This window comes from Rhodococcus sp. FW305-130, from assembly GCF_058788335.1.
The window spans coordinates 300741-320944 of record NZ_JBYTAP010000005.1; the positions used below are offsets into that span (position 1 = coordinate 300741).

The window sequence follows — 20204 nt, forward strand, 5'->3', positions numbered from 1 at the left end:
CGCGCTTCCGGAGCCCGGTAACTTGTTGGATCCGAGGCGATTTGAAATGTGGCGAGAGGCTCTTGTCGATGCAGCAGGCGACAACGTCCATCCAGGCCATGCCGGAACTGGTTGGGCCTGGGCCAACTGGCAGTGGGTGGTCGGGACCGCCCGCTACGGCCGAGTGGATCTGCTCGGCATCGACGAACTCGGTTACATGGAACTCGACAAACGAGGCGCCGAGCTGCTTTTTCAGGTGTTGACCGAACGGGAGGAAAAGAACTCCGTCGCCATCGCCTCCAACGCGTCGTTCTCCGGCTGGACGACAACGTTCACCGAACCACGACTTTGCGCCGCCATCGTGGATCGGCTCACCTTGCGGCGGCAACATCATCGAAACCGCCACCGACTCTTACCGACTCGTCCACATCCGAGCTCAGCAATCCGCTTGATACACACAAGGTGGGTCCGGATCACGCCCCCTATCGGACTTGAATGAGACTGACATTTTCACTGAGACCCGCACCTAGCCTTGAAACTATGTGGCATCCTGCCGCTCCAGCCAGTTCAAGATCGCTTGGTTGGTCTCTTCGGGTCTTTCTTGCTGGATCCAGTGACCGCAGTCGAGATTGACTACTTCCACATTGGGCACGAACTCTGTCAGGTTCTCAGCCCTCACGATCGCGTCACGGTTGCCGTAGATCATGAGTGCGGGCTGTTGGATAATCGGGTCCACCTCCGCCAGCAAATGCCAGTTGCGGTCAAGGTTCCTGTACCAGTTCACACTGCCCGTGAATCCTGTCGATTCGAAGGCGGAGACGAAAACGGCCAATTCGCTATCGCTCATCAGAGGCTCACCGAGTGGTGTCTCTGCTCTGGCGAGATCGATCAGCGCCATACCCGGCTGAGGCTCCCTGAGGGGTTCGTTCTTCCGGTACAGGTTGCGGAGGAACCGGAAGGTGTTGTCTTCGAACACCGCGTCCGCGACGCCCGGCAGTCGATTGAAATGGACGAAGTAGAAATCACCGCCGAGCACGGCTTCCATGAACTCAATCCAGGGCTGCTCTCCGCGATCCTGGTAGGGCAGGCTCAGGTTGATCACTTTGTTTACCCGGTCCGGGTGCAACAGGGTAAGGCCCCACACGACAAAGGCACCCCAATCGTGACCGACAAAGGTGGCATCGTCGTAGCCGTAGTGATCGAGAAGTGCGATGAGATCACCCGCCAAATGTTCAATGTCATAGTCCGTCACTTCGGTCGGGCGTGATGAATTGCCGTAGCCGCGTTGGTTCGGGACGATGACGTGGTAGCCCGCCTCGACAAGGGCGGGCACCTGGTGTCGCCAGGAATAGGCGTGCTCTGGCCATCCGTGACACAACACGATGGGTTTCCCGGCATTGTGTCGCCCTGCTTCGAAGACTTCGAGTTCCACGCCGTTGACTTGGATGAGGACGGGCCTGGGGAAGTCGGATGGATTCACGGATGCTCCTTTGAGTTGAGTACCGATCTCGTGTCTGGATCGACCGGTTGCTCCGACGTTAGGGAGCATCGTGGACACATAAAGTCCTAGATCGCTGGCAATCTGAAGAAATGCGGAACGATCCCACAGGCCGAGCACTGCAATTGCTCTCGCTCCTTCAGACCCATCGCTTCTGGCACTGTGCCGAACTTGCCGCACGACTCGATGTCACGCAGCGGACGGTGCGCCGCGACATCGATCGCCTACGCGACCTCGGTTATCCGGTCGATTCCACGTCCGGAAAGTACGGGGGCTACCGACTTGCAACGGGGGCACACGTGCCGCCCCTGATCCTCGACGATGACGAGTCCGTGGCGGTAGCCGTCGGACTGCGCTACGCCGCCGAGGCCGCCATCGGAGGCATCGAAGAAACATCGCTGCGCGCGCTGACCAAGATCGAAGCACTCCTGCCCCATCGACTACGCCGACGTGTGTCGGCACTGCATTCGAGCGTCAGTTCCATGCGGCGGGCAGATGACGACATCGTCGACCCCGAAGCACTCAGTGTGCTCGCTGCGGCATGTCGCGACCACGAGCACGTTCGTTTCGACTACCGGCGAGGTGACGGCGCGAGCAGCAGACGGCTCGTCGAGCCGCACCGCCTTGTCACGGCGGGACGTCTTTGGTACCTCGTAGCATGGGACCACCATCGTGCGGATTGGCGAACATTTCGACTGGACCGGCTCTCGGAGCCCTGGCTGGCAGGCAGTCATTTCACGCCACGCGAGATCCCGGGCGGTGACGCGGCAGCCTTCGTCGCGAGATCAGTCGGCTCGCCACCCCGTCACCACGATGCAAAACTCGCCATCGAAGCTACGTTCGCCGACCTCGAGGGCGTACTCAGATGGATTGACCACACACCGATCGAGGTGGCAGCGGACCGCTGCCTTGTCGAGATCCGCAGCGAAGATCTCGGCAGGCTCGCCATGACGGTTGCGCGCATTGCGCTCACCGCCCCAGTGGTCGTCATCGAACCAACCGAGCTTGCCGACACCGTCAGTCGGCTCGCCCTTCACCTCAGGGTCTCGCCACCATGACAGTCAGAAGAGGATTGTGCGACAGAACCATTCATGTCCAGGTTGCCGCGGGGACGTGTTCCCCGCGCAGGCTTCTCGTCTATCGAGACACGTATCCGTTCCCCTGTGAGCTTGGAGAGTAAGTGACCAATTCGAAATCATCGCCGGCTTCCATCCACCCCCCGACGTGGAAGTTCGACTACCCGATCATCCACGCCGAGACTCGGGAACAGTGGCGAACTTGGCTGACGGACAATCACACGTCAGGCCGAGGTGTGTGGTTGTGCTCCTGGCGCACCACCACCAGCCGACCACGCTGCCCCTACCCTCAGGCCGTTGAGGAAGCCATCTGCTTTGGTTGGATCGATTCCACCAACACCATCCTCGACGAAGAGCGCAATTTGCAACTGTTCACGCCTCGTAGACGCAAGAGTTCCTGGACCCGTCTCAACCGCGAACGCGCAGCTGATATGGAAGCGCGTGGCCTTATGACCGCTGCTGGTCGCGGTGCAATTGCTGCCGCGAAATCCACTGGTTGGTGGACGATTCTCGACCAAGTCGAAGACCTCGAGGAACCATCTGACTTGCAGGCGGCGCTGGACCTGGACCCGCAAGCGCGAAGCAACTGGGACAGTTTTCCGCCCAGCGCCCGCAAACAGATGCTGTGGTGGATAGTCTGTGCCGCTCGAGACGCAACACGGGCAGGTCGAATCGCCCATATCGTCAACAATGCGGCCATCGGCGAACGTGCTCGCGGCTGATCCGCGATTCGACCGCGTCCGGAATGAAGGCCGGTCATCATCTGTCCGAGGGGTTTCCCTCGGACCGAAACAAGTCCACCCGCCCCGCAGAAGCGGGACGGGTGGACTCGGTACTCGCAGGTCTGACTTACGTCAGGATGCGGATCACACGTCGTAGTAGAGCTCGAACTCGTACGGGTGCGGACGCAGGTTGACCGGAGCGATTTCCTGCTCGCGCTTGAGCGAGATCCAGGTCTCGATCAGGTCGGTGGTGAAGACGCCACCCTCGGTCAGGTACTCGTGATCGGCTTCGAGGCGGTTGATGACCGTCTCGAGGCTGGTCGGAGCCTGCGGGATGTTGCGAGCCTCCTCCGGGGGAAGCTCGTAGAGGTCCTTGTCGACCGGAGCCATCGGCTCGATCTTGTTCTTGATGCCGTCCAGGCCGGCCATCATCTGTGCAGCGAAGTTGAGGTACGGGTTACCCGAGGAGTCGGGTGCGCGGAACTCGAGACGCTTTGCCTTCGGGTTGTTGCCCGTGATCGGGATACGGACAGCTGCCGAGCGGTTGCGCTGGCTGTACACGAGGTTGATGGGGGCTTCGTAGCCCGGCACCAGACGGTGGTACGAGTTGATCGTCGGGTTGGTGAAGGCCAACAGCGACGGAGCGTGGTGCAGGATGCCGCCGATGTAGTGGCGAGCCATGTCCGAGAGGCCTGCGTAGCCGGACTCGTCGTGGAAGAGGGGCTTGCCGTCCTTCCACAGGGACTGGTGGACGTGCATGCCCGAGCCGTTGTCACCGAAGAGCGGCTTCGGCATGAAGGTCGCGGACTTGCCGTGCTGCCAGCAGGTGTTCTTGACGATGTACTTGAACAACTGCAGGTCGTCAGCAGCTGCGAGCAGCGTGTTGAACTTGTAGTTGATCTCCTGCTGTCCGCCGGTGCCGACTTCGTGGTGGCCGCGCTCGAGCTCGAAGCCCGCGTTGGTCAGGTTGGTGGAGATTTCGTCGCGCAGGTCCACGTAGTGGTCGTACGGAGCGACGGGGAAGTAGCCACCCTTGGCGCGAACCTTGTAGCCGAGGTTCGGGGAGCCGTCGGCGTTGGTCTCTGCGCCGGTGTTCCAGGAACCGGAGATGGAATCCAGTTCGTAGAAAGCGGAGTTCATGCCGGAGTCGTAGCGAACCGAGTCGAAGATGTAGAACTCGGCCTCGGCGCCGAAGAATGCGGTGTCCGCGATGCCGGTGCTGACCAAGTACTCCTCGGCCTTGCGGGCAACGTTGCGCGGGTCGCGGCTGTAGGACTCACGGGTGAACGGGTCGTGCACGAAGAAGTTGATGTTGAGGGTCTTCGCCTTGCGGAAGGGGTCGATCTGCGCCGTGGTGACGTCGGGAAGCAACATCATGTCGGACTCGTGGATCGACTGGAATCCGCGGACCGAAGATCCGTCGAATGCGAGGCCGTCCTCGAACACGTCCTGGTTGAAAGCAGACGCCGGGATCGAGAAGTGCTGCTGGACGCCGGGCAGGTCGCTGAACCGAATGTCGACGTACTCGATGTTCTCGTCCGCGATGTACTTGATGACCTCTTCGGCCGTGGTGAACGCCACGCTTGTGCTCCTTAAGTCGCTTCAGCCAAGTGATGTCGGTTGAATCCGTCGAGGCAGACGGTAGGGAGCTGGTGTTGCCCGCTCGTCAACCCTTTGTTTCGGCAGTGTTACGCGTCGCAGCATCCTGGGGATTTCCGAAGTCCATGTGACCGGCCACACAGTTAAAACCCGGCAAATCTGGACTACGGTGCTGCGACGCCTATCCTGGACAGCATGGCACGTATCACCGGAACTTGGCTCTCTGGGCCGCAAGCAGCTTTGCCGAAGAGCACGGACGGCCGTGAGCAGTCGTACCGTGGCGAGTTCCTCGGTTTCCCTCAGGAGGGGCCGGGTTCGCTGGTCGGTTCGGGCCGTCGTATCGCCGCACTGTTGGTGGATTGGGTCATGGCCGTGGGAGTGGCCTCGCTCATCACCGGAGACTTCTTCGACGGTATGACCTCGACTGTCACACTGATGGTGTGGTTCGCCGTCGGTGTCGTCACCGTGGCTCTGTTCAACTTCACCCCGGGGCAGTTCGTCCTCGGACTTCAGGTTGCGCGAATCGAAGGCCCGATCCGAGTGGGCTTCGTGCGCGCGTTGGGGCGCCAGGCGCTGCTGGTGTTCGTCATTCCCGCGACCATCACCGACATCGACGGTCGCGGTATGCAGGACCGCGCGACCGGCACTTTGCTCGTGAAGTCGCGCTGACAAAACTTCTCGAGCGAAGAAAGACCCGGGTCCGTATGGGCCCGGGTCTTTCGTTTTGCTGTGGGGGAGTGTCAGCGACGACGAATGGTTCGCTGCATTCCCTTCATCTTCGCGCCTCCGGGCATCGGGCCCTTGGGAAGCGCTGCTCCGCCGCCGCGTGCGCTGAGCGCAGCGAGGCGCCCTTCGATGTTGTCCATGCGCTTGGTGTCGATGTTGCGGGGCAACTTGTTCAAGTAGCGCTGGAGCTGCGAGAGCGGAACCTGGCCCTCGTCGTTGCCGATGATGATGTCGTAGATCGGGGTGTCGCCGATGAGGCGGGCAGTCTTCTTCTTCTCCTGCGCGAGGAGGCCCTTGACGCGTTGCGGCGAACCCTCGGCGACGAGGATGACACCCGGCCGTCCGACGACGCGGTGAACGGCATCGAGCTGGGTGGTGCCGGCGACGGCATTCGTGACGCGCCACGCGCCCTGCATGTTGTCGAGCGCCCACGCAGCGGCACCGGCCTGGCCTTCAGCCTTCTTGTACACCGATTTCTGGACGCGGCGACCGAAGATGATGAAGGCGCCGAGGAGACCGAGAACGATGCCGATCGGCAGCAGGAACCACTGAAGGCCCCAGATGAGACCGACCAGGAAGAAGACCAGAGCAGCACCGACGAGGGTGCCGATCATCAGCGGCAGGAGGAGCTTGTCGTCCTTGCGCTGCATCTGGAATGCCTGCCAGAGCTGAGTTCTACGTTCCTTGGAAGCCTGCTTGCGGGCAGCCTTCGCTGCAGCCTTTGCCTCTTTGGTGGGTTTGCCCTTACCGGATTTGCTGCCGTTCGCCATGTACCCAGGATACGTCCATTGCTGTGCGCCTTTACTAACCGCCCGCGGTTAATAAAGGCGCACAGCAAAAAGTGGATCAGCGATTCAGGCGCGCCATGAGTGAGCTGGCTTCCTGGGAAGCGTCTCCGCCCTCGGTCAGATGACGCTGCGCCTCGGGAAGTTCACGGCCGTGATGTGCCATGGCCTGCGCATACAGGCGGCCGGCGCGGTATGACGAGCGAACCAACGGACCGGCCATGACGCCGGCGAAGCCCATCTCTTCTGCAGCCTTGGAGTGTGCGACGAACTCCTCGGGCTTGACCCACCGCTCGACGGGGTGGTGCCGGGGCGAGGGGCGCAAGTACTGGGTGATGGTGAGGATGTCGCAACCGGCGGCGTGGAGATCCGCCATCGCCTCGGTGACCTCTTCAGGGGTTTCGCCCATACCGAGGATCAGGTTGGACTTGGTGACCAGTCCGTAGTCGCGTGCTGCGGTGATGACGTCGAGGCTGCGCTGGTACCGGAATGCCGGACGGATCCGCTTGAAGATGCGGGGGACGGTCTCGAGGTTGTGTGCGAGTACCTCGGGGCGTGAGGCGAAGACCTCGTCGAGCAGTTCCGGCTTGCCGTTGAAGTCCGGAACCAGGTTCTCGACGCCGGTGCCCGGGTTGAGTTCGTGGATCTTGCGGACGGTCTCGGCGTAGAGCCAGGCGCCGCCGTCGGGGAGGTCGTCGCGGGCGACGCCGGTGATCGTGGAGTACCGAAGCCCCATGGCCTGAACGCTTTCCGCGACGCGACGGGGCTCGTCGCGGTCGAGGGCCTCGGGCTTGCCGGTGTCGATCTGGCAGAAGTCGCAGCGGCGTGTGCACTGCTCGCCGCCGATCAGGAACGTGGCTTCGCGGTCTTCCCAGCACTCGTAGATGTTGGGGCAGCCTGCTTCCTCGCAGACGGTGTGCAAACCTTCACGCTTGACCAGGCCCTTGAGCTCCGTGTACTCGGGGCCCATCTTTGCGCGGGTCTTGATCCAGTTGGGTTTGCGTTCGATGGGCGTCTCCGCGTTTCGGATCTCGAGACGGAGCAGCTTACGTCCTTCTGGGGCGATAGTCACGACAGTGATCCTACGCCCGGTGATTACTGCAACGGGGTTCGGGCGAGCCCGTCAGCTGTACTGAACAGTAGTAAAAGTCGGAGTAGGCGAGGCGCTTTCGAAGGTGACGCGCTCGACGTTCCGTTCGGTGACGGGCATGGTTCCGTCGAGAGCAGCGATCACTGCCTCGGTCACAGCGGGAGTGACTTCGTCCACGGTGACGTCGCGACCGAGTTCATCCGACAGCGTCGTCACCCCGGCGTCACGGATGCCGCAGGGGATGATGTTGTCGAATCCGGTCAGGACCGAATTGCAGTTCAGGGAGAAGCCGTGCAGTGCCACGCCCCGTTGGACGCGCACGCCGATGGCAGAAACCTTGCGCTCGGGCTTCCATTGCCCGTTTGCGAGTTCGGCGGGCAGCCAGACGCCGGAGCGGCCGTCGATGCGCCCGCAGTTCAGGCCGAGGTCCGTGCACACCGTGATCAGTGCTTCCTCGATACGTCGGACATATCGCACCACGTCGATGGGCTCGGCCAGTTTCACGATCGGATATCCGACCAGCTGGCCGGGGCCGTGCCAGGTGATCTTCCCGCCGCGGTCGACGTCGATGACAGGTGTGCCGTCGACGGGACGGTCTTCGGGTTCCGTGCGTCGTCCTGCCGTGTACACCGGCGGGTGTTCGAGGAGCAGTAGCGTGTCCGGTCCGATGTCGTCTGCCCGCGCTGCCGCGAGCTCACGCTGACGGTCCCACGCGGCGTTGTAGTCGATCAAACCGAGTTGCTCGACGGCGATCGGCAGTTTCGAGAACCGGGCGGAAACGTCAGCGCTGCTCATGGACGTAGAGATTACGCCCGACTTCGGAATCATCCGAGTGCGGCCGCCAGCGCTTCGCCGATCGTGTTGTGGCGGAAGGAGAATCCCGCCTTTTCCAAGGCCGCGGGAATGGCGCGCTGGCCACCGAGGATGCCGCTCTTGGCGAATTCTCCGATCAACGCTTCAAGTGCGAACCCGGGAACGATCCAGGGAGCAGGTCGGTGGACCGCGCGGGACATAGCGTCATTGAACTGGGCGTTGGTGACAGGGGCCGGACCGGTCAGGTTGACGGGACCGGAGAGTTCGGAATTCGTGAGCGCGAACTTGATCGCGTCGCACTCGTCCTCGAGTGAGATCCACGGAAAGTACTGGCGACCGTTGCCCAGTCGCCCACCGAGACCGAACGAATAAAGGCGCCGAAGCCGACCGAGCATGCCGCCGTGGGGTGAAATCACGACGCCCGAGCGCAGATTGACCACGCGGGCTCCCGCCTTGCGTGCGGGCTCGGTGGCAATTTCCCAATCGCGACACGTCGTGGCGAGAAAGTCGGTGCCTGCCGGCGAATCCTCGTCGACGATCTTGTCGCCGGTGTCACCGTAGTAGCCGACGGCGCTCGCGTTGGCGAGTACGGGAACCTTCTGACTTGCGACAGCTTCGGCCAGGACATCGGTCGCGACGATGCGGCTGTCACGGATCGCCTGCTTGTAGGAACCCGACCACCGTTTGTCGCCGATGCCGACGCCGCAGAGGTTCACGACGGCGTCAGCGCCTTGCAGGACGGAGAGGTCCAGGCGGTCCTGGTCCGGGTCCCAACGCGATTCGTCGGGTCCAGCGGTCGAGCGTCGCACGAGACGTACGACGTCGTGGTTGTCGGAGCGCAACGATGACACCAAGGCCGTTCCGATCAAACCGGACGAGCCGGCGATGACTACTCGCATTCGGAAAGCCTCCTTCGATTCAGCCTGCTTCGATATCCGACCGTGTATATCCGACCGTACTGAAAAAGCCGGGGCGCCACCTCCTGATGGAGATGACGCCCCGGCCGGCCGAGCAGTTGCTTACAGGCCCAGATCAGCTTCGAACGAGGCTTCTTCCAACCGCTGCTTCACAGTGGTGAGGAATCGGCCGGCGTCGGCGCCGTCGACCAGACGGTGATCGTAGGTCAGCGGCAAGTAGATCATCGAGCGAACGCCGATGGACTCGTTGCCGTTCTCGTCGGTGACCACCATCGGGCGCTTGACGATCGCGCCGGTTCCGAGCATGGCCGCCTGCGGCGGTACCAGGATCGGGGTGTCGAACAGCGCGCCCTGGCTGCCGATGTTGGTGATGGTGAAGGTTCCACCCGAGAGCTCGTCCGGCTTCAGGCCACCCGAGCGTGCACGCTTCGCGATGTCGGCGATGGCGCGAGCCAAACCGGCAAGGCCGAGATCGCCGGCGTTGTGGATGACGGGGGAGAGCAAGCCCTGATCGGTGTCCACTGCGATGCCGAGGTGCTCAGCGTCGTAGTAGGTGATCTGCTTGGCAGCCTCGTCGTAGCTGGCGTTGATGTTCGGGTGCGACTTCAGCGCCTCGACGACTGCCTTGGCGAAGAACGGAAGGAACGTCAGGTTGACGCCTTCGCGCTCGATGAAGCCGGCCTTGGCGCGGGCCCGCAGGGCGACGATCTTGGTGACATCCACCTCGAAGGTCTGCGTGAGCTGAGCGGTGTTCTGCAGCGACTCACGCGTCTTGGTGGCCGTGATCTGCCGAATACGGTTGGCCTTCTGCGTGGTTCCGCGCAGGTGTGCCAGTTCCGGTCGGACGCCTGCGGCTGCGGTGGCGGCCGGTGCGGCCGCGGGTGCTGCAGCAGGAGCAGCGGCGGCGGGAGCCTTCTTGGCCTCCGCAGCGGCGAGCACATCCTGCTTGCGGATGCGGCCGCCGACGCCGGTGCCGGTGACGGTCGCGAGGTCGACGCCGTTGTCCGTGGCGAGCTTGCGCACGAGCGGGGTGACGTACGGGCTGCTGTCGCCGGAAGCTGCGGGTGCGGCCGCCGGTGCGGGAGCTGCAGCAGGCTTCGGAGCGGGTGCGGCTGGTGCGGCAGCAGGCTTGGGTGCCTCGGCCTTGGGTGCTTCGGCCTTCGGTGCTTCAGCCTTGGGTGCTTCAGCCTTGGGTGCCGGCGGAGCGGCCGGTGCTGCGGGAGCGGCCTTGGGTGCCGAAGCCGCGGCGGGTGCGCCGGATCCGACGACGGCCAGCTGGCCACCGATCTCGACGGTGTCGTCTTCCTGCGCATTGATCTCGAGCAGGATTCCGGCGACGGGGGACGGGATTTCGGTGTCGACCTTGTCGGTCGAGACTTCGAGCAGCGCCTCGTCGACGGCAACCTCGTCGCCGACGGCCTTGAGCCAGCGGGTGACGGTGCCTTCGGTGACGGACTCGCCGAGGGCGGGCATCGTCACGGCGGTGCCTTCAGCGGAACCGCCGGAAGCAGCGGGTGCCTCGGCAGCGGGAGTTTCTTCGGCGGGTTCCTCGGCAGCCGGGGCTTCCTCGGCGGGAGCTTCCTCTGCGGCGGGGGCGGGTGCCTCTGCCGCAGGTGCTGCGGCTTCGCCGGCTTCACCGATCTGGGCGAGCTCGCCACCGATTTCCACGGTGTCGTCTTCCTGCGCGACGATCTTGGTCAGGACGCCGGCGACGGGAGACGGAATCTCGGTGTCGACCTTGTCCGTGGAGACTTCGAGCAAGGGTTCGTCGACTTCGACCGTGTCTCCTTCCTGCTTGAGCCACCGTGTGACAGTTCCCTCGGTGACGCTCTCACCTAGGGCTGGCATCTGGACGGAGAAGGCCATGTCTTTTGACTCCTCGACAGTTGTGTTCGGGTTGTTGAATTTTGTCGACTTGTGGTCGTAATGCATTGTGCTCGAGTGGCGCGCGACGTGCGGCTACTTGTAGCTATTTTGCCGATGTCGACGCGCGGGCGCGGCGTCACCGTCGTTCATCTTTCCATTGATACGCCGGGCGTGTCCGATGAGGGGGATGCCGTCCGTTTCGGGTGTGTCGGCTACTGGCGAGTAGGTATGCGTTGGGGGTCCGGCTGTAACGTCGTAAGCGGACCAAACGGTATGTCGTGCGCAGGCACAACGGACATCGCCTGGCAAACTTGACATATCGCCGGGGTGCATCCGCGGCGTCGGTACCGAGGAGGGTACGACCGTGGGACTGTTCGATCGTTTCAAGCGTCCGCCGAGTGCGGCTCAGGCCGCAGCGCAGAGTGATGCGGATCATCTGGCGAATTGGGCGCACTCGCACGAAGGCGTCGAGGCATATGTGGAACCGCAGACGACGGTGACCGAGGTGACCGTTGTCCTCGTCGCGAAGGACGGGGAGTGGACTCGTCGTCGTGTCGGCGGCGAACGTGGTGCCCGCAAATTGGGACAAGACCTGAAGATTCCGGTCTACGACGTCCGAAAAACGGGATATCCGCAGCGTATGCGCGATCACGACGAGCGTAAGCGAATCGAACGCAAGCGGGCCCGAGAGCAGGAATTGCGCGACGGCGCCTGAACTGCTGTGCGCCTTTATTAACCTCCCGCGGTTAATAAAGGCGCACAGCAAGTGGTCAGCCGTTGACCGCGATGTCCTCCAGGACCGAGATCATCGTGCGAACCGGAACGCCGGTGCCGCCCTTGCCGGTGTAACCCCACGGCCCTGACGTGTTGTACGCGGGACCTGCGACGTCGATGTGCGCCCACTGGACACCCTCGGGAACGAATTCCTTGAGGTAGTGAGCGGCGACCAGCATGCCGCCCCAGCGGTGCGGGGTGACATTGGCCATGTCGGCGACCTTGGAGTCGAGATCTCCGCGCAGTTCCTCGGGCAGCGGCATGGCCCAACCGTTCTCGCCGACGCTCTGCGAGATGGAGGCGACGCGGTCACGGAACTCGTCCGTGCCCATGACGCCGGGGGTGCGGTTGCCGAGCGCCACCATCTGCGCACCGGTGAGGGTTGCGGTGTCGATCATGTAGTCGGGGTTGTCCTCACCCGCGCGAACCATCGCGTCGGCCAGGATCAAACGGCCCTCGGCGTCGGTGTTGACGACCTCGATGGTGATTCCGCCGTACTGGGTCAGCACGTCGCCGGGACGTTGGGCGGTCGCGGACGGCATGTTCTCGGCCATCGGAACGTATGCGACGACGTTGACGGGCAGACCGAGCTTGGCGGCAAGCACGACGGTGGAGATGACGGCTGCGGCGCCGCCCATGTCCGAGGTCATGTTCTCCATCCCGGCGGCGGGTTTGATGGAGATTCCGCCGGTGTCGAAGGTGATGCCCTTGCCCACCAGTGCGACCTTGCGGGCTCCACGCTTCTTCGACGCGTATTCGAGGCGGACGAGACGAGGCTGGCGTGACGAGCCCTTGCCGACGCCGATGATTCCGCCGTAGCCACCCTTCTCGAGTGCCTTCTCGTCGAGCACCTGGACGGTGAGCCCGGCCTCGACGCCCAGTGCCTTGGCGCGCGCGGCGAACTCGGCGGGGTAGAGGTGGCTCGGGGGAGTGTTGACGAACTCGCGTGCGGTGGCGACGGCCTCGGCGATCGCTGCCGACCGTGCCAGCGTTGCCTTGGTCTCCTTGGTGCGCGGCGAGGGCACCAGAAGTTCGACGCGGGCCAGTGGCTGCGAATCAGGACCGGGAGCCGTCATGGACGACTTGAATTCGGTGAAGCTGTACGCGCCCAACGCAAATCCCTCGGCGGCTGCGCCGAGATCGAGGATCGAGAGCGTGGTTGCGACGGTGTCGATGCCGGACAGCGAGCGAGCTGCAGCGCCCGCGGACTTGCGGATCTGCTCACTGTCGAGCTTGTCGGCGGAGCCGAGTCCGACGGCGAGGACGCTGGTGACCGACAGCGCGCTCGGTGCCGGGACGCGGGTGAGCTGCTCGGGCTTGCCGGTGGCGCCGACGGCGATGAGGCTGTCGAGGATCTCGGCGAGCACGTCTTCGGCGACGATGCCTTCGCTGAGTGCGATCTCGGGGCCGTCCGGACCCGACGTCAGACCGACGACCAATATCTCTGCGCGCTTGGCGACTGTGCCGGCGAGAACGAGGTCGGGTCCCAACGATCGGGCTGTGCGAGTGCTCAAGGTGTCTCCTGTGAGGTGAGTGTGCGATGCGTCCGGTTCTGGCGGATGCCTGACTCGATGTTAGGCCCTTTGCCGTTTGCGGACGGGCGATCGTCACGGCCGGGTGAGCTCTCGCTGCGGACATGTTTCGATCGGCGAAGTCCGATAGGTTGTGGGCCATGACCGACGAACAACTGTTGCAGGGCCCGATCCACCCCGTCCACGTCGAACTCGGCGCGACGTTCGCGCCGTTCGGGGGATGGCAGATGCCGGTTTCGTACGCTGGCGTCGTGGCCGAACACACCTCTGTGCGTGAGAATGTCGGACTCTTCGACGTCAGTCACCTCGGCAAGGCCGTCGTGCGTGGCGCGGGCGCCGCAGAATTCGTGAACTCCGCACTGACCAACGATCTGAACAAGATCGGGCCGGGTAAGGCTCAGTACACGTTGTGCTGCAACGAGTCCGGTGGTGTCATCGACGACCTCATCGCGTACTACGTCAGCGACGACGAGATCTTCCTCGTCCCGAACGCGGCCAATACCGCGGACGTCGTTGCGGCTCTGGTCGCCCTCGCACCGGACGGAATCACCGTCGAGGATCAGCATCGCGCCTACGGTGTGCTGGCTGTGCAGGGTCCGAAATCGGTGGCGGTTCTGACGGCGCTGGGACTTCCCACCGAGATCGAGTACATGGCGTACGAAGATGCGGAATGGAACGGCGTGCCTGTTCGTGTGTGCCGCAGCGGTTACACCGGTGAGGTCGGCTACGAACTCCTGCCGCGGTGGGAGGACAGCGAGCCGTTGTTCCGTGCGCTTCTCGAGGCAGTGCGCGCCGAGGGTGGGCAGGCCGCCGGACTCGGCGCTCGTGACACTCTTCGTACCGAGATGGGTTATCCGCTGCACGGGCATGAGCTTTCGCTCGAGATTTCTCCGCTCGAAGCGCGCTGCGGATGGGCGATCGGTTGGAAGAAGCCGACATTCTGGGGCAAAGAGACCTTGACCGACGAGAAGGCTGCCGGCCCGGCTCGCAAACTCTGGGGGATCAAGGCTCTCGATCGCGGCGTGCTTCGTGCCGGCCTCGGTGTTCTGCGTGACGGCGAGGCAATCGGCGAGACCACCTCGGGGACGTTTTCGCCTTCGCTCAAAGTGGGAATTGCGTTGGCGCTCCTCGATTCCGGTGCCAATGTCTCGGCCGGCGACGAGATCGAAGTCGACGTCCGTGGTCGTGCTCTTCGGTGCGTCGTGGTGTCTCCTCCGTTCGTGGAGACCAACACCAAGTAGAGAGCTTTTTCACGTTCGATAGGATTGCGCCCATGACAGGTGCCGCCGATTTCGTTCGTGTTCAGAGCTCGTCCCCGAAGTCCGACGCCGAGCGCCGTGACATTTTGGCGGCGCCCGGCTTCGGGCGGCACTTCACCGACCACATGGTCTCGATCGACTACACCGCGGGCAAGGGCTGGCACGACGCCCAGGTGTTGCCGTACGGAAACATCGAGCTCGATCCGGCCGCAATGGTTTTGCATTACGGACAGGCCATCTTCGAGGGCCTCAAGGCATACCGTCAGCCGGGTGGCGAGATCAGCTCGTTCCGCGTCGAGGCCAACGCCGAGCGTTTCGCAGCATCTGCGCGCCGTCTGGCCATGCCGGAGCTCCCGTCGCAGATGTTCATCGATTCCATCACCGAACTGATCGACGTCGATCTCGACTGGGTTCCCGCAGCCGGTGGCGAGGACGCGCTCTACCTCCGTCCGTTCATGTTCTCCACCGAAGCCGGACTCGGTGTCCGTCCCGCCGACGAGTACCGCTACCTGCTGATCGCCTCACCCGCCGGTGCGTACTTCCCGCGCGGCGTCAAGCCGGTCAGTGTGTGGCTGTCCACCGAATACGTTCGCGCGGCCCCCGGCGGTACCGGCGCGGCCAAGTTCGCCGGCAACTACGCCGCTTCGCTCCTCGCCCAGGCGCAAGCCGCCGACGAGGGTTGCGACCAGGTGGTCTGGCTCGACGCCATCGAGCGCACGTACGTCGAGGAAATGGGTGGAATGAACCTGTTCTTCGTCTTCGGCTCCGGCCCCGACGCTCGCCTCGTGACGCCGTCGCTGTCCGGTTCGTTGCTGCCAGGCATCACGCGCAACTCGCTGCTCGCCCTTGCCGCCGATTCCGGTTTCGCCGTCGAGGAGCGCAAGATCAGCACCGACGAATGGCGCACCAAGTGCAAGAGCGGTGAAATCACCGAGGTCTTCGCTTGCGGCACAGCAGCAGTCATCACCCCCGTCGGACGTGTCAAGTCCGCCGAGGGCGAGTTCACCATCGCCGACGGCGAGCCGGGTGAAGTGACGATGGCACTGCGCGACACCCTCACGGGCATTCAGCGCGGCACCTTCGCCGACACCCACGGCTGGATGACCAAGCTTCACTGATCGCTGGTTCGTTCCGCGAGCAACCGCTCGCGGAAGAACTGCAGAATCTCGTCTCGAGCGACGGTGGTGGGCGATCCCGCCTCGTCGACGAGATGAGCCGTCACCACGCTGTGTGGATTGGCAATGACGTGTTCGAAGAACGGTGACGTTGTCGCGTTGGCCGCTTCGTCGGGCAGTACCTTCCCGACGAAGCGCTCGCCCATGGCCTTCGAGTAGGCCGCGAATCGCTGTGCGCGGCAGAACGGGTCACCTTGAAAGCGGTATGCAAGCACCGTGAGGTCGTCGGCTTCGAGTCTCGAGCGCACGGCTTCGAGTTCTTCTGGCCCGCTGTCGGTTTCGTCCGGTCGGTCGAGCGGTAACGACGGTTGGGCGAGAACCGGCGCGATGACCGAGGGTTCGAGCATCATCGACAACGCGAAGTTGCCGGTGAAGCACATCCCGATCACGCCAACGCCAGGACCGCCGCACTCCTCGTGCGCCGAAGCGGCGAGTGCACGCAGCCAACGGACCGCCGGACTCGGTTCGTCGACAGCGAGGGCGCGGAACTCCGCACTGACGCAGGCTCTCTTGAACACCGTCAGCCCCTCGTCCACTGTGGGGACCGCTCCGGCGCGCCCGAACAGTGACGGAACGAAGACAGTGAAACCGGCGTCGCGCACCCAGCGGGCGAATCGCGCTACATGCGGGCTGATGCCCGGCATCTCCGGCATGACGATTACTGCGGGACCGGTGCCGGCCACGTACACGGACTTCGCCACTGCGCCGATGGTGATCGTTCGACGGTCGAAGTCTTCGAGCGGATCGTCTTCGGTCATGTTCCGGTTCGGCACGGTGAGCCCTCTCAGTAGTCGAAACAATTCCTCCGCACAGTCTTTCGGCGCGGGATCAACTACAGAAGAGGGCGGTTCGCCACGTTTTCGGGCTGGCTCGCCACACGCCTTATCCGGTGCCGCCGTTGCGGAATCGCTTTCGGTAGTCGGCCGGGCTGATGCCGACGCGGTCGGTGAACAGGCGACGGAAGGTTCCAGGATCCTGATAGCCGATGTGCCCCAGGATCTTTCCGAGAGACCAGTCGGTCGATTCCAACAACCGTTTCGCTTTTCGGATCCGTGCACGCTGCAGATAACTGCGCGGCGATTCCCCGGTCTCGTCCTTGAACTTCCGAAGCATGGTTCGGGTGCTGAGGTGAAATGCATCCGACAGCAGATCCAAGTCGTAAGGCTCCGCCATCCGTTCGACCAACCAACTTCCGACGTCGTCGGCGAACTGTGTGTGTTTGCCGGGCAGCATCGAGTCGACGATGTAGGGAGATTGACTGGTTCGGTTTTCGGGCGCCAGAGTAATTCTTGCAGTCGTTCGCGCAATCTTGTCGCCGAGATGCTCGCGCACGAGTGCTGTTGCGAGGTCGAGCGCGGCAGTGAACGCCGCAGTGGTGGTGACGCCGTCGTCCTGGACGATCAACGAGTCGGTTCGAACCGTCGCACCGGGGTAACGACTCGCGAGGTCCGCACCGTACAGCCACGACGTCGTACATCGGCGTCCGTCGAGCAGTCCCGCCTCGCCCAGCAGATACGCGCCGACGCAGACCGACGACACCCGAACGCCGCGCGCCTCGCACGCACGGATCAACTCGATTTCTCTGTCCCACAGCGACAAACGCGTCGTAGGGTCTTCGGACGGCACGAGGTCGAACCCCGGCACAACCAGGTGATCGATGTCGTGATACCCCTCCTGCACGCCGAGCGAAAATCCACCTGCCGCAACTACGGGCGTGCCGGACGCTGCGATGACCGATACCTCGAAGGGGTCGGCGGGCGCTCCATCAGCGACCCGATTCGCGATCAGGAGAAGGTCGGTGAAAACGAAGATCTCGGCCGCCAGGCAACCTTCGTACGCAAGAACACCTACTCGCACGACGTCGGATCACAGTCCGAGAGTGAGGCCGACGGCCGTCAGCGTCACAGTGAGTTCGAGCGCGAATCCGAGAACGTCTCCGTTGAGTCCGCCGAATCTACGGACGCAGTGACGCACGCACAGCACACTGATCACCAGCGCCGACGCGGTCACGAGAGGGCCGAGCCACCACCGGTCGGTGGCAAAGGCGGAAGTGGCGATCAGCGGAACCGACCATACGATTGCGGCCCAGAGCGGTTGTGAATCGGCGACGAGCGCACCGAATCCGCTCGGGCTCGACGCGAGAATACCTCGGCGGCAGGCAAAAACGACGGCCACACGACCCGCAGCGACAGATACGAGAACGGCGATCCACTGCGTGGGGGAGTCGGCAACAGCGAGGACGCCGAAGGAGACCGATTGCAGCCCAAGGAAGATGAACAGTGCCGCGACCCCGAACGGTCCGGCACCGCCGCTGTGCATGACCTCGCGGGCGCGCTCCGGTGGACCGTAACAACCCAGTCCGTCGACGGAGTCTGCCAGTCCGTCCACGTGCATCCCGCGTGTCGCGAGAGCGAGCGCACCGACCGTCAGCAAGCCTGCGAGATAGGGATTCAGGCCGATACTGGTTGTGCCCCAGAGCAGAAACGTCGCGGCAATGCCGAGTGCGATCCCGGTGAGCGGAGCTGCCGCGATGGCGCGACGACCGGCAGTTCGGTCGATGTCGGAGGGACCACGAACCGGAAGGACCGTCAGCCACGAGAAGGCCAGAGGCACTCCGGACAGCGGGCCCGCCATGCTCACTCCGCCGTATCGGTCTTGGTCAGGTCGATCGACTCCGGTTCGTCGGCAGGTGCGCTGCCCTGAGTGCTGACACCGGCTTCGGAGAATGTCGCCATCTTGCCCAGGATTGCCACTGCGCCCTGAAGAATCGGGAGCGCTGTGACTGCACCTGAACCTTCGCCGAGACGCATGTCGAACTCGACGATCGGGTCGAGACCCATTCGGGTCAATGCGATGGTGTGGGCGGGTTCGGTGGAGCGGTGTCCGGCGACCCACCATTCACGTGCGCCGAAAGCCAGTTCGTCGGCAACCATGGCGGCTGCGGTGACCACTACGCCGTCGAGGATCACCGGCGTACGACGCGAAGCTGCCTGGGCCAGAAAGCCGGCCATCGCGGCGAGGTCGGCACCCGAAGACGTGCGCAGCAGCGCGACTGTGTCGCGAACGTGCGGACGGGCGCGACGGAGAGCGTCGCGAATCGCTGCGGTCTTGCGGATCCACCCGGCGTCGTCGATACCGGTACCTCGACCCACGACCGCGACGGGTTCACTATCCGTCAGGGCTGCGATGAGTACGGTTGCGGGCGTCGTGTTGCCGATGCCCATGTCGCCGGCGATGAGAAGATCTGCGCCCCCGTCGATTTCCTCGTCCGCGATCGCTCGGCCGGCGGCGATGGCCTGAAGGGTTTCCTCGTTCGACATGGCGTCTTCGCGGTCGATGGACCCGGAAGACCTGCGCACCTTGTGGTTCGAGACGGACGGATCGGTATCGCCGTCCACTGCGATGTCGACGACGCGTACCGTGGCGCCGGCAACCTCGGCGAGGACGTTGACTGCCGCGCCGCCCCCGAGGAAGTTGGCGACCATCTGTGCGGTCACTTCCGGCGGATAGGCGGAGACGCCGTTGCGGGCGATTCCGTGATCACCCGCGAAGACGACGACGCGAGGCCGAGCGAAAGCGTGTGGGGGACAAACTCCTTGGCAGGCTGATGCCCAGTCGGCGAGAGTCTCCAGTCGGCCCAGCGAACCTGCCGGCTTGGTCAGATCACGCTGACGCGCATCGGCCTGCGCACGCACCTCGCGGTCGGGCGGGGTGACGGGTTCGAAGTCGGCGCTACTGACTGGCGCGACGTCAGGGTTGGCATCTGGATTCGCCCCTGAAATGGCCCCTGGATTGGCCTCGGTACTCACATCGTGCCTTCCGGTTGTGCAGCAGTATCTTTCAAGATGAGCGGTAACCCTGCAACCACTAGTACGACACGATCGCACACCGCGGCGATACGAGCGTTGAGAGTGCCGATCTCGTCGCGGAACAGTCGTCCCGACCGTGTCTCGGGGATGACGGCCAAACCCACTTCGGGGCTTACCAGCACCAGGTGTCCGCGATAGTTCTCGACACTGGCGACCAGGCTGTCCGCAGCGGGAGTGACGGTGCCGCGCGGAGCGTCCCAGGCGCCTTGCCGATCGAGTTCCGTGGTCAGCCACGTTCCCAGATCGTCGACCAACGTCGCTGTGTGTGAATCGCTTTCGAGTTGCGCCGCGAGGTCACCGGCAGCTGCGGTTTCGACAGTCGACCAATGGGAAGGCCGTCTGTTGCGGTGCTGGTCGATCCGGCTTTCCCAGTCTGCGTCGGAGACATCACGTCTGGCTGTCGCCAGGTACCGGATCGGTGCCGAACTTTCGGGTAAGTGGCCTGCACAAACCAAATCCTCGGCGTGCGCGGACTTACCAGACCGCGCGCCGCCGAGGACCAAAGTTCTATACGTGTTCGTCAC

19 protein-coding genes and 1 pseudogene are annotated in these 20204 nt (G+C 63.7%); 7 read left to right on the forward strand and 13 right to left on the reverse strand.

The genetic code is table 11. The features are described from left to right. Window positions 1-148: 148 nt before the first annotated feature. Window positions 149-431, forward strand: a pseudogene (locus tag AC3WQS_RS17615) (ATP-binding protein); the annotation flags it as partial. An 86-nt stretch (window positions 432-517) separates the two neighbouring features. Here the strand turns inward: AC3WQS_RS17615 and AC3WQS_RS17620 are convergent. Further along, the gene (locus AC3WQS_RS17620) at window positions 518-1459 is read right to left on the reverse strand and encodes an alpha/beta fold hydrolase (RefSeq protein ID WP_047888019.1); all 942 of its coding nucleotides are present in this window, start codon (window positions 1457-1459) and stop codon (window positions 518-520) included. 110 nt (window positions 1460-1569) lie between these two features. Here AC3WQS_RS17620 and AC3WQS_RS17625 point away from each other — a divergent pair, with 110 nt between their 5' ends. Together AC3WQS_RS17625 and AC3WQS_RS17630 are read left to right on the forward strand one after the other, a co-directional pair. Further along, the gene (locus AC3WQS_RS17625) at window positions 1570-2535 is read left to right on the forward strand and encodes a helix-turn-helix transcriptional regulator (protein WP_269577810.1); all 966 of its coding nucleotides are present in this window, start codon (window positions 1570-1572) and stop codon (window positions 2533-2535) included. A gap of 122 nt (window positions 2536-2657) precedes the next feature. Further along, entirely contained in the window at window positions 2658-3275 is a 618-nt protein-coding gene (locus AC3WQS_RS17630; protein WP_080910093.1) for a YdeI/OmpD-associated family protein, read from the forward strand. A gap of 144 nt (window positions 3276-3419) precedes the next feature. Here AC3WQS_RS17630 and glnA read toward each other — a convergent pair whose 3' ends face one another. Continuing rightward, window positions 3420-4856 carry a type I glutamate--ammonia ligase gene (gene glnA, locus AC3WQS_RS17635; protein ID WP_003941609.1) on the reverse strand — a complete coding sequence of 479 codons (1437 nt, stop codon included), beginning with the start codon at window positions 4854-4856 and terminating at the stop codon, window positions 3420-3422. Window positions 4857-5069: 213 nt separating this feature from the next. On the opposite strand from glnA, the gene AC3WQS_RS17640 reads away from it, so the two are divergent. Continuing rightward, window positions 5070-5543, forward strand: coding sequence for an RDD family protein (locus AC3WQS_RS17640; protein ID WP_019748923.1), 474 nt, complete (start codon window positions 5070-5072; stop codon window positions 5541-5543). Window positions 5544-5614: 71 nt separating this feature from the next. On the opposite strand, the gene AC3WQS_RS17645 is transcribed toward AC3WQS_RS17640, so the two are convergent. From AC3WQS_RS17645 to sucB, 5 genes are all read right to left on the reverse strand, one after another. Then, window positions 5615-6370, reverse strand: coding sequence for a DUF4191 domain-containing protein (locus tag AC3WQS_RS17645; protein ID WP_003941625.1), 756 nt, complete (start codon window positions 6368-6370; stop codon window positions 5615-5617). Between the two features lie 76 nt (window positions 6371-6446). After that, entirely contained in the window at window positions 6447-7457 is a 1011-nt protein-coding gene (gene lipA, locus AC3WQS_RS17650) for a lipoyl synthase (RefSeq protein WP_003941610.1), read from the reverse strand. Between the two features lie 51 nt (window positions 7458-7508). After that, the gene (gene lipB, locus AC3WQS_RS17655) at window positions 7509-8270 is read right to left on the reverse strand and encodes a lipoyl(octanoyl) transferase LipB (RefSeq protein ID WP_020969894.1); all 762 of its coding nucleotides are present in this window, start codon (window positions 8268-8270) and stop codon (window positions 7509-7511) included. A gap of 29 nt (window positions 8271-8299) precedes the next feature. Beyond that, entirely contained in the window at window positions 8300-9187 is an 888-nt protein-coding gene (locus tag AC3WQS_RS17660) for a TIGR01777 family oxidoreductase (protein WP_020908116.1), read from the reverse strand. A 120-nt stretch (window positions 9188-9307) separates the two neighbouring features. After that, on the reverse strand, window positions 9308-11071 hold the full coding sequence (gene sucB, locus AC3WQS_RS17665) for a 2-oxoglutarate dehydrogenase, E2 component, dihydrolipoamide succinyltransferase (protein WP_492711467.1): 1764 nt from the start codon (window positions 11069-11071) through the stop codon (window positions 9308-9310). Between the two features lie 364 nt (window positions 11072-11435). Between sucB and AC3WQS_RS17670 the strand changes: the two genes are divergently transcribed. Next, entirely contained in the window at window positions 11436-11786 is a 351-nt protein-coding gene (locus AC3WQS_RS17670; protein ID WP_003941713.1) for a hypothetical protein, read from the forward strand. A gap of 55 nt (window positions 11787-11841) precedes the next feature. Here AC3WQS_RS17670 and AC3WQS_RS17675 read toward each other — a convergent pair whose 3' ends face one another. Beyond that, window positions 11842-13359, reverse strand: coding sequence for a leucyl aminopeptidase (locus tag AC3WQS_RS17675; protein ID WP_020908114.1), 1518 nt, complete (start codon window positions 13357-13359; stop codon window positions 11842-11844). 158 nt (window positions 13360-13517) lie between these two features. Here AC3WQS_RS17675 and gcvT point away from each other — a divergent pair, with 158 nt between their 5' ends. Both gcvT and AC3WQS_RS17685 read left to right on the forward strand, forming a co-directional pair. Next, window positions 13518-14618, forward strand: a complete 1101-nt coding sequence (gcvT, locus tag AC3WQS_RS17680; protein ID WP_003941726.1) for a glycine cleavage system aminomethyltransferase GcvT — start codon at window positions 13518-13520, stop codon at window positions 14616-14618. A 32-nt stretch (window positions 14619-14650) separates the two neighbouring features. Beyond that, window positions 14651-15754 carry a branched-chain amino acid aminotransferase gene (locus tag AC3WQS_RS17685; RefSeq protein ID WP_003941766.1) on the forward strand — a complete coding sequence of 368 codons (1104 nt, stop codon included), beginning with the start codon at window positions 14651-14653 and terminating at the stop codon, window positions 15752-15754. Here the strand turns inward: AC3WQS_RS17685 and AC3WQS_RS17690 are convergent. From AC3WQS_RS17690 to cobU, 5 genes are all read right to left on the reverse strand, one after another. Then, entirely contained in the window at window positions 15748-16569 is an 822-nt protein-coding gene (locus AC3WQS_RS17690; protein WP_492711464.1) for a dienelactone hydrolase family protein, read from the reverse strand. The two genes, AC3WQS_RS17685 and AC3WQS_RS17690, sit on opposite strands and share 7 nt — an antisense overlap. 124 nt (window positions 16570-16693) lie before the next feature. Further along, a complete protein-coding gene (locus tag AC3WQS_RS17695) occupies window positions 16694-17668 on the reverse strand; it encodes a GlxA family transcriptional regulator (RefSeq protein ID WP_492711462.1) in 975 nt (324 codons plus the stop codon). 9 nt (window positions 17669-17677) lie between these two features. Continuing rightward, window positions 17678-18445: an adenosylcobinamide-GDP ribazoletransferase gene (locus AC3WQS_RS17700; RefSeq protein ID WP_020908111.1), complete on the reverse strand. Its 768-nt coding sequence runs from the start codon at window positions 18443-18445 to the stop codon at window positions 17678-17680. A gap of 2 nt (window positions 18446-18447) precedes the next feature. Then, complete coding sequence (gene cobT, locus AC3WQS_RS17705) at window positions 18448-19593, reverse strand: nicotinate-nucleotide--dimethylbenzimidazole phosphoribosyltransferase (protein WP_264614586.1); 1146 nt, start codon at window positions 19591-19593, stop codon at window positions 18448-18450. A gap of 23 nt (window positions 19594-19616) precedes the next feature. Further along, window positions 19617-20204 (reverse strand): bifunctional adenosylcobinamide kinase/adenosylcobinamide-phosphate guanylyltransferase, encoded by a 588-nt coding sequence (gene cobU / locus AC3WQS_RS17710; RefSeq protein WP_020969887.1) that lies wholly within the window; start codon window positions 20202-20204, stop codon window positions 19617-19619.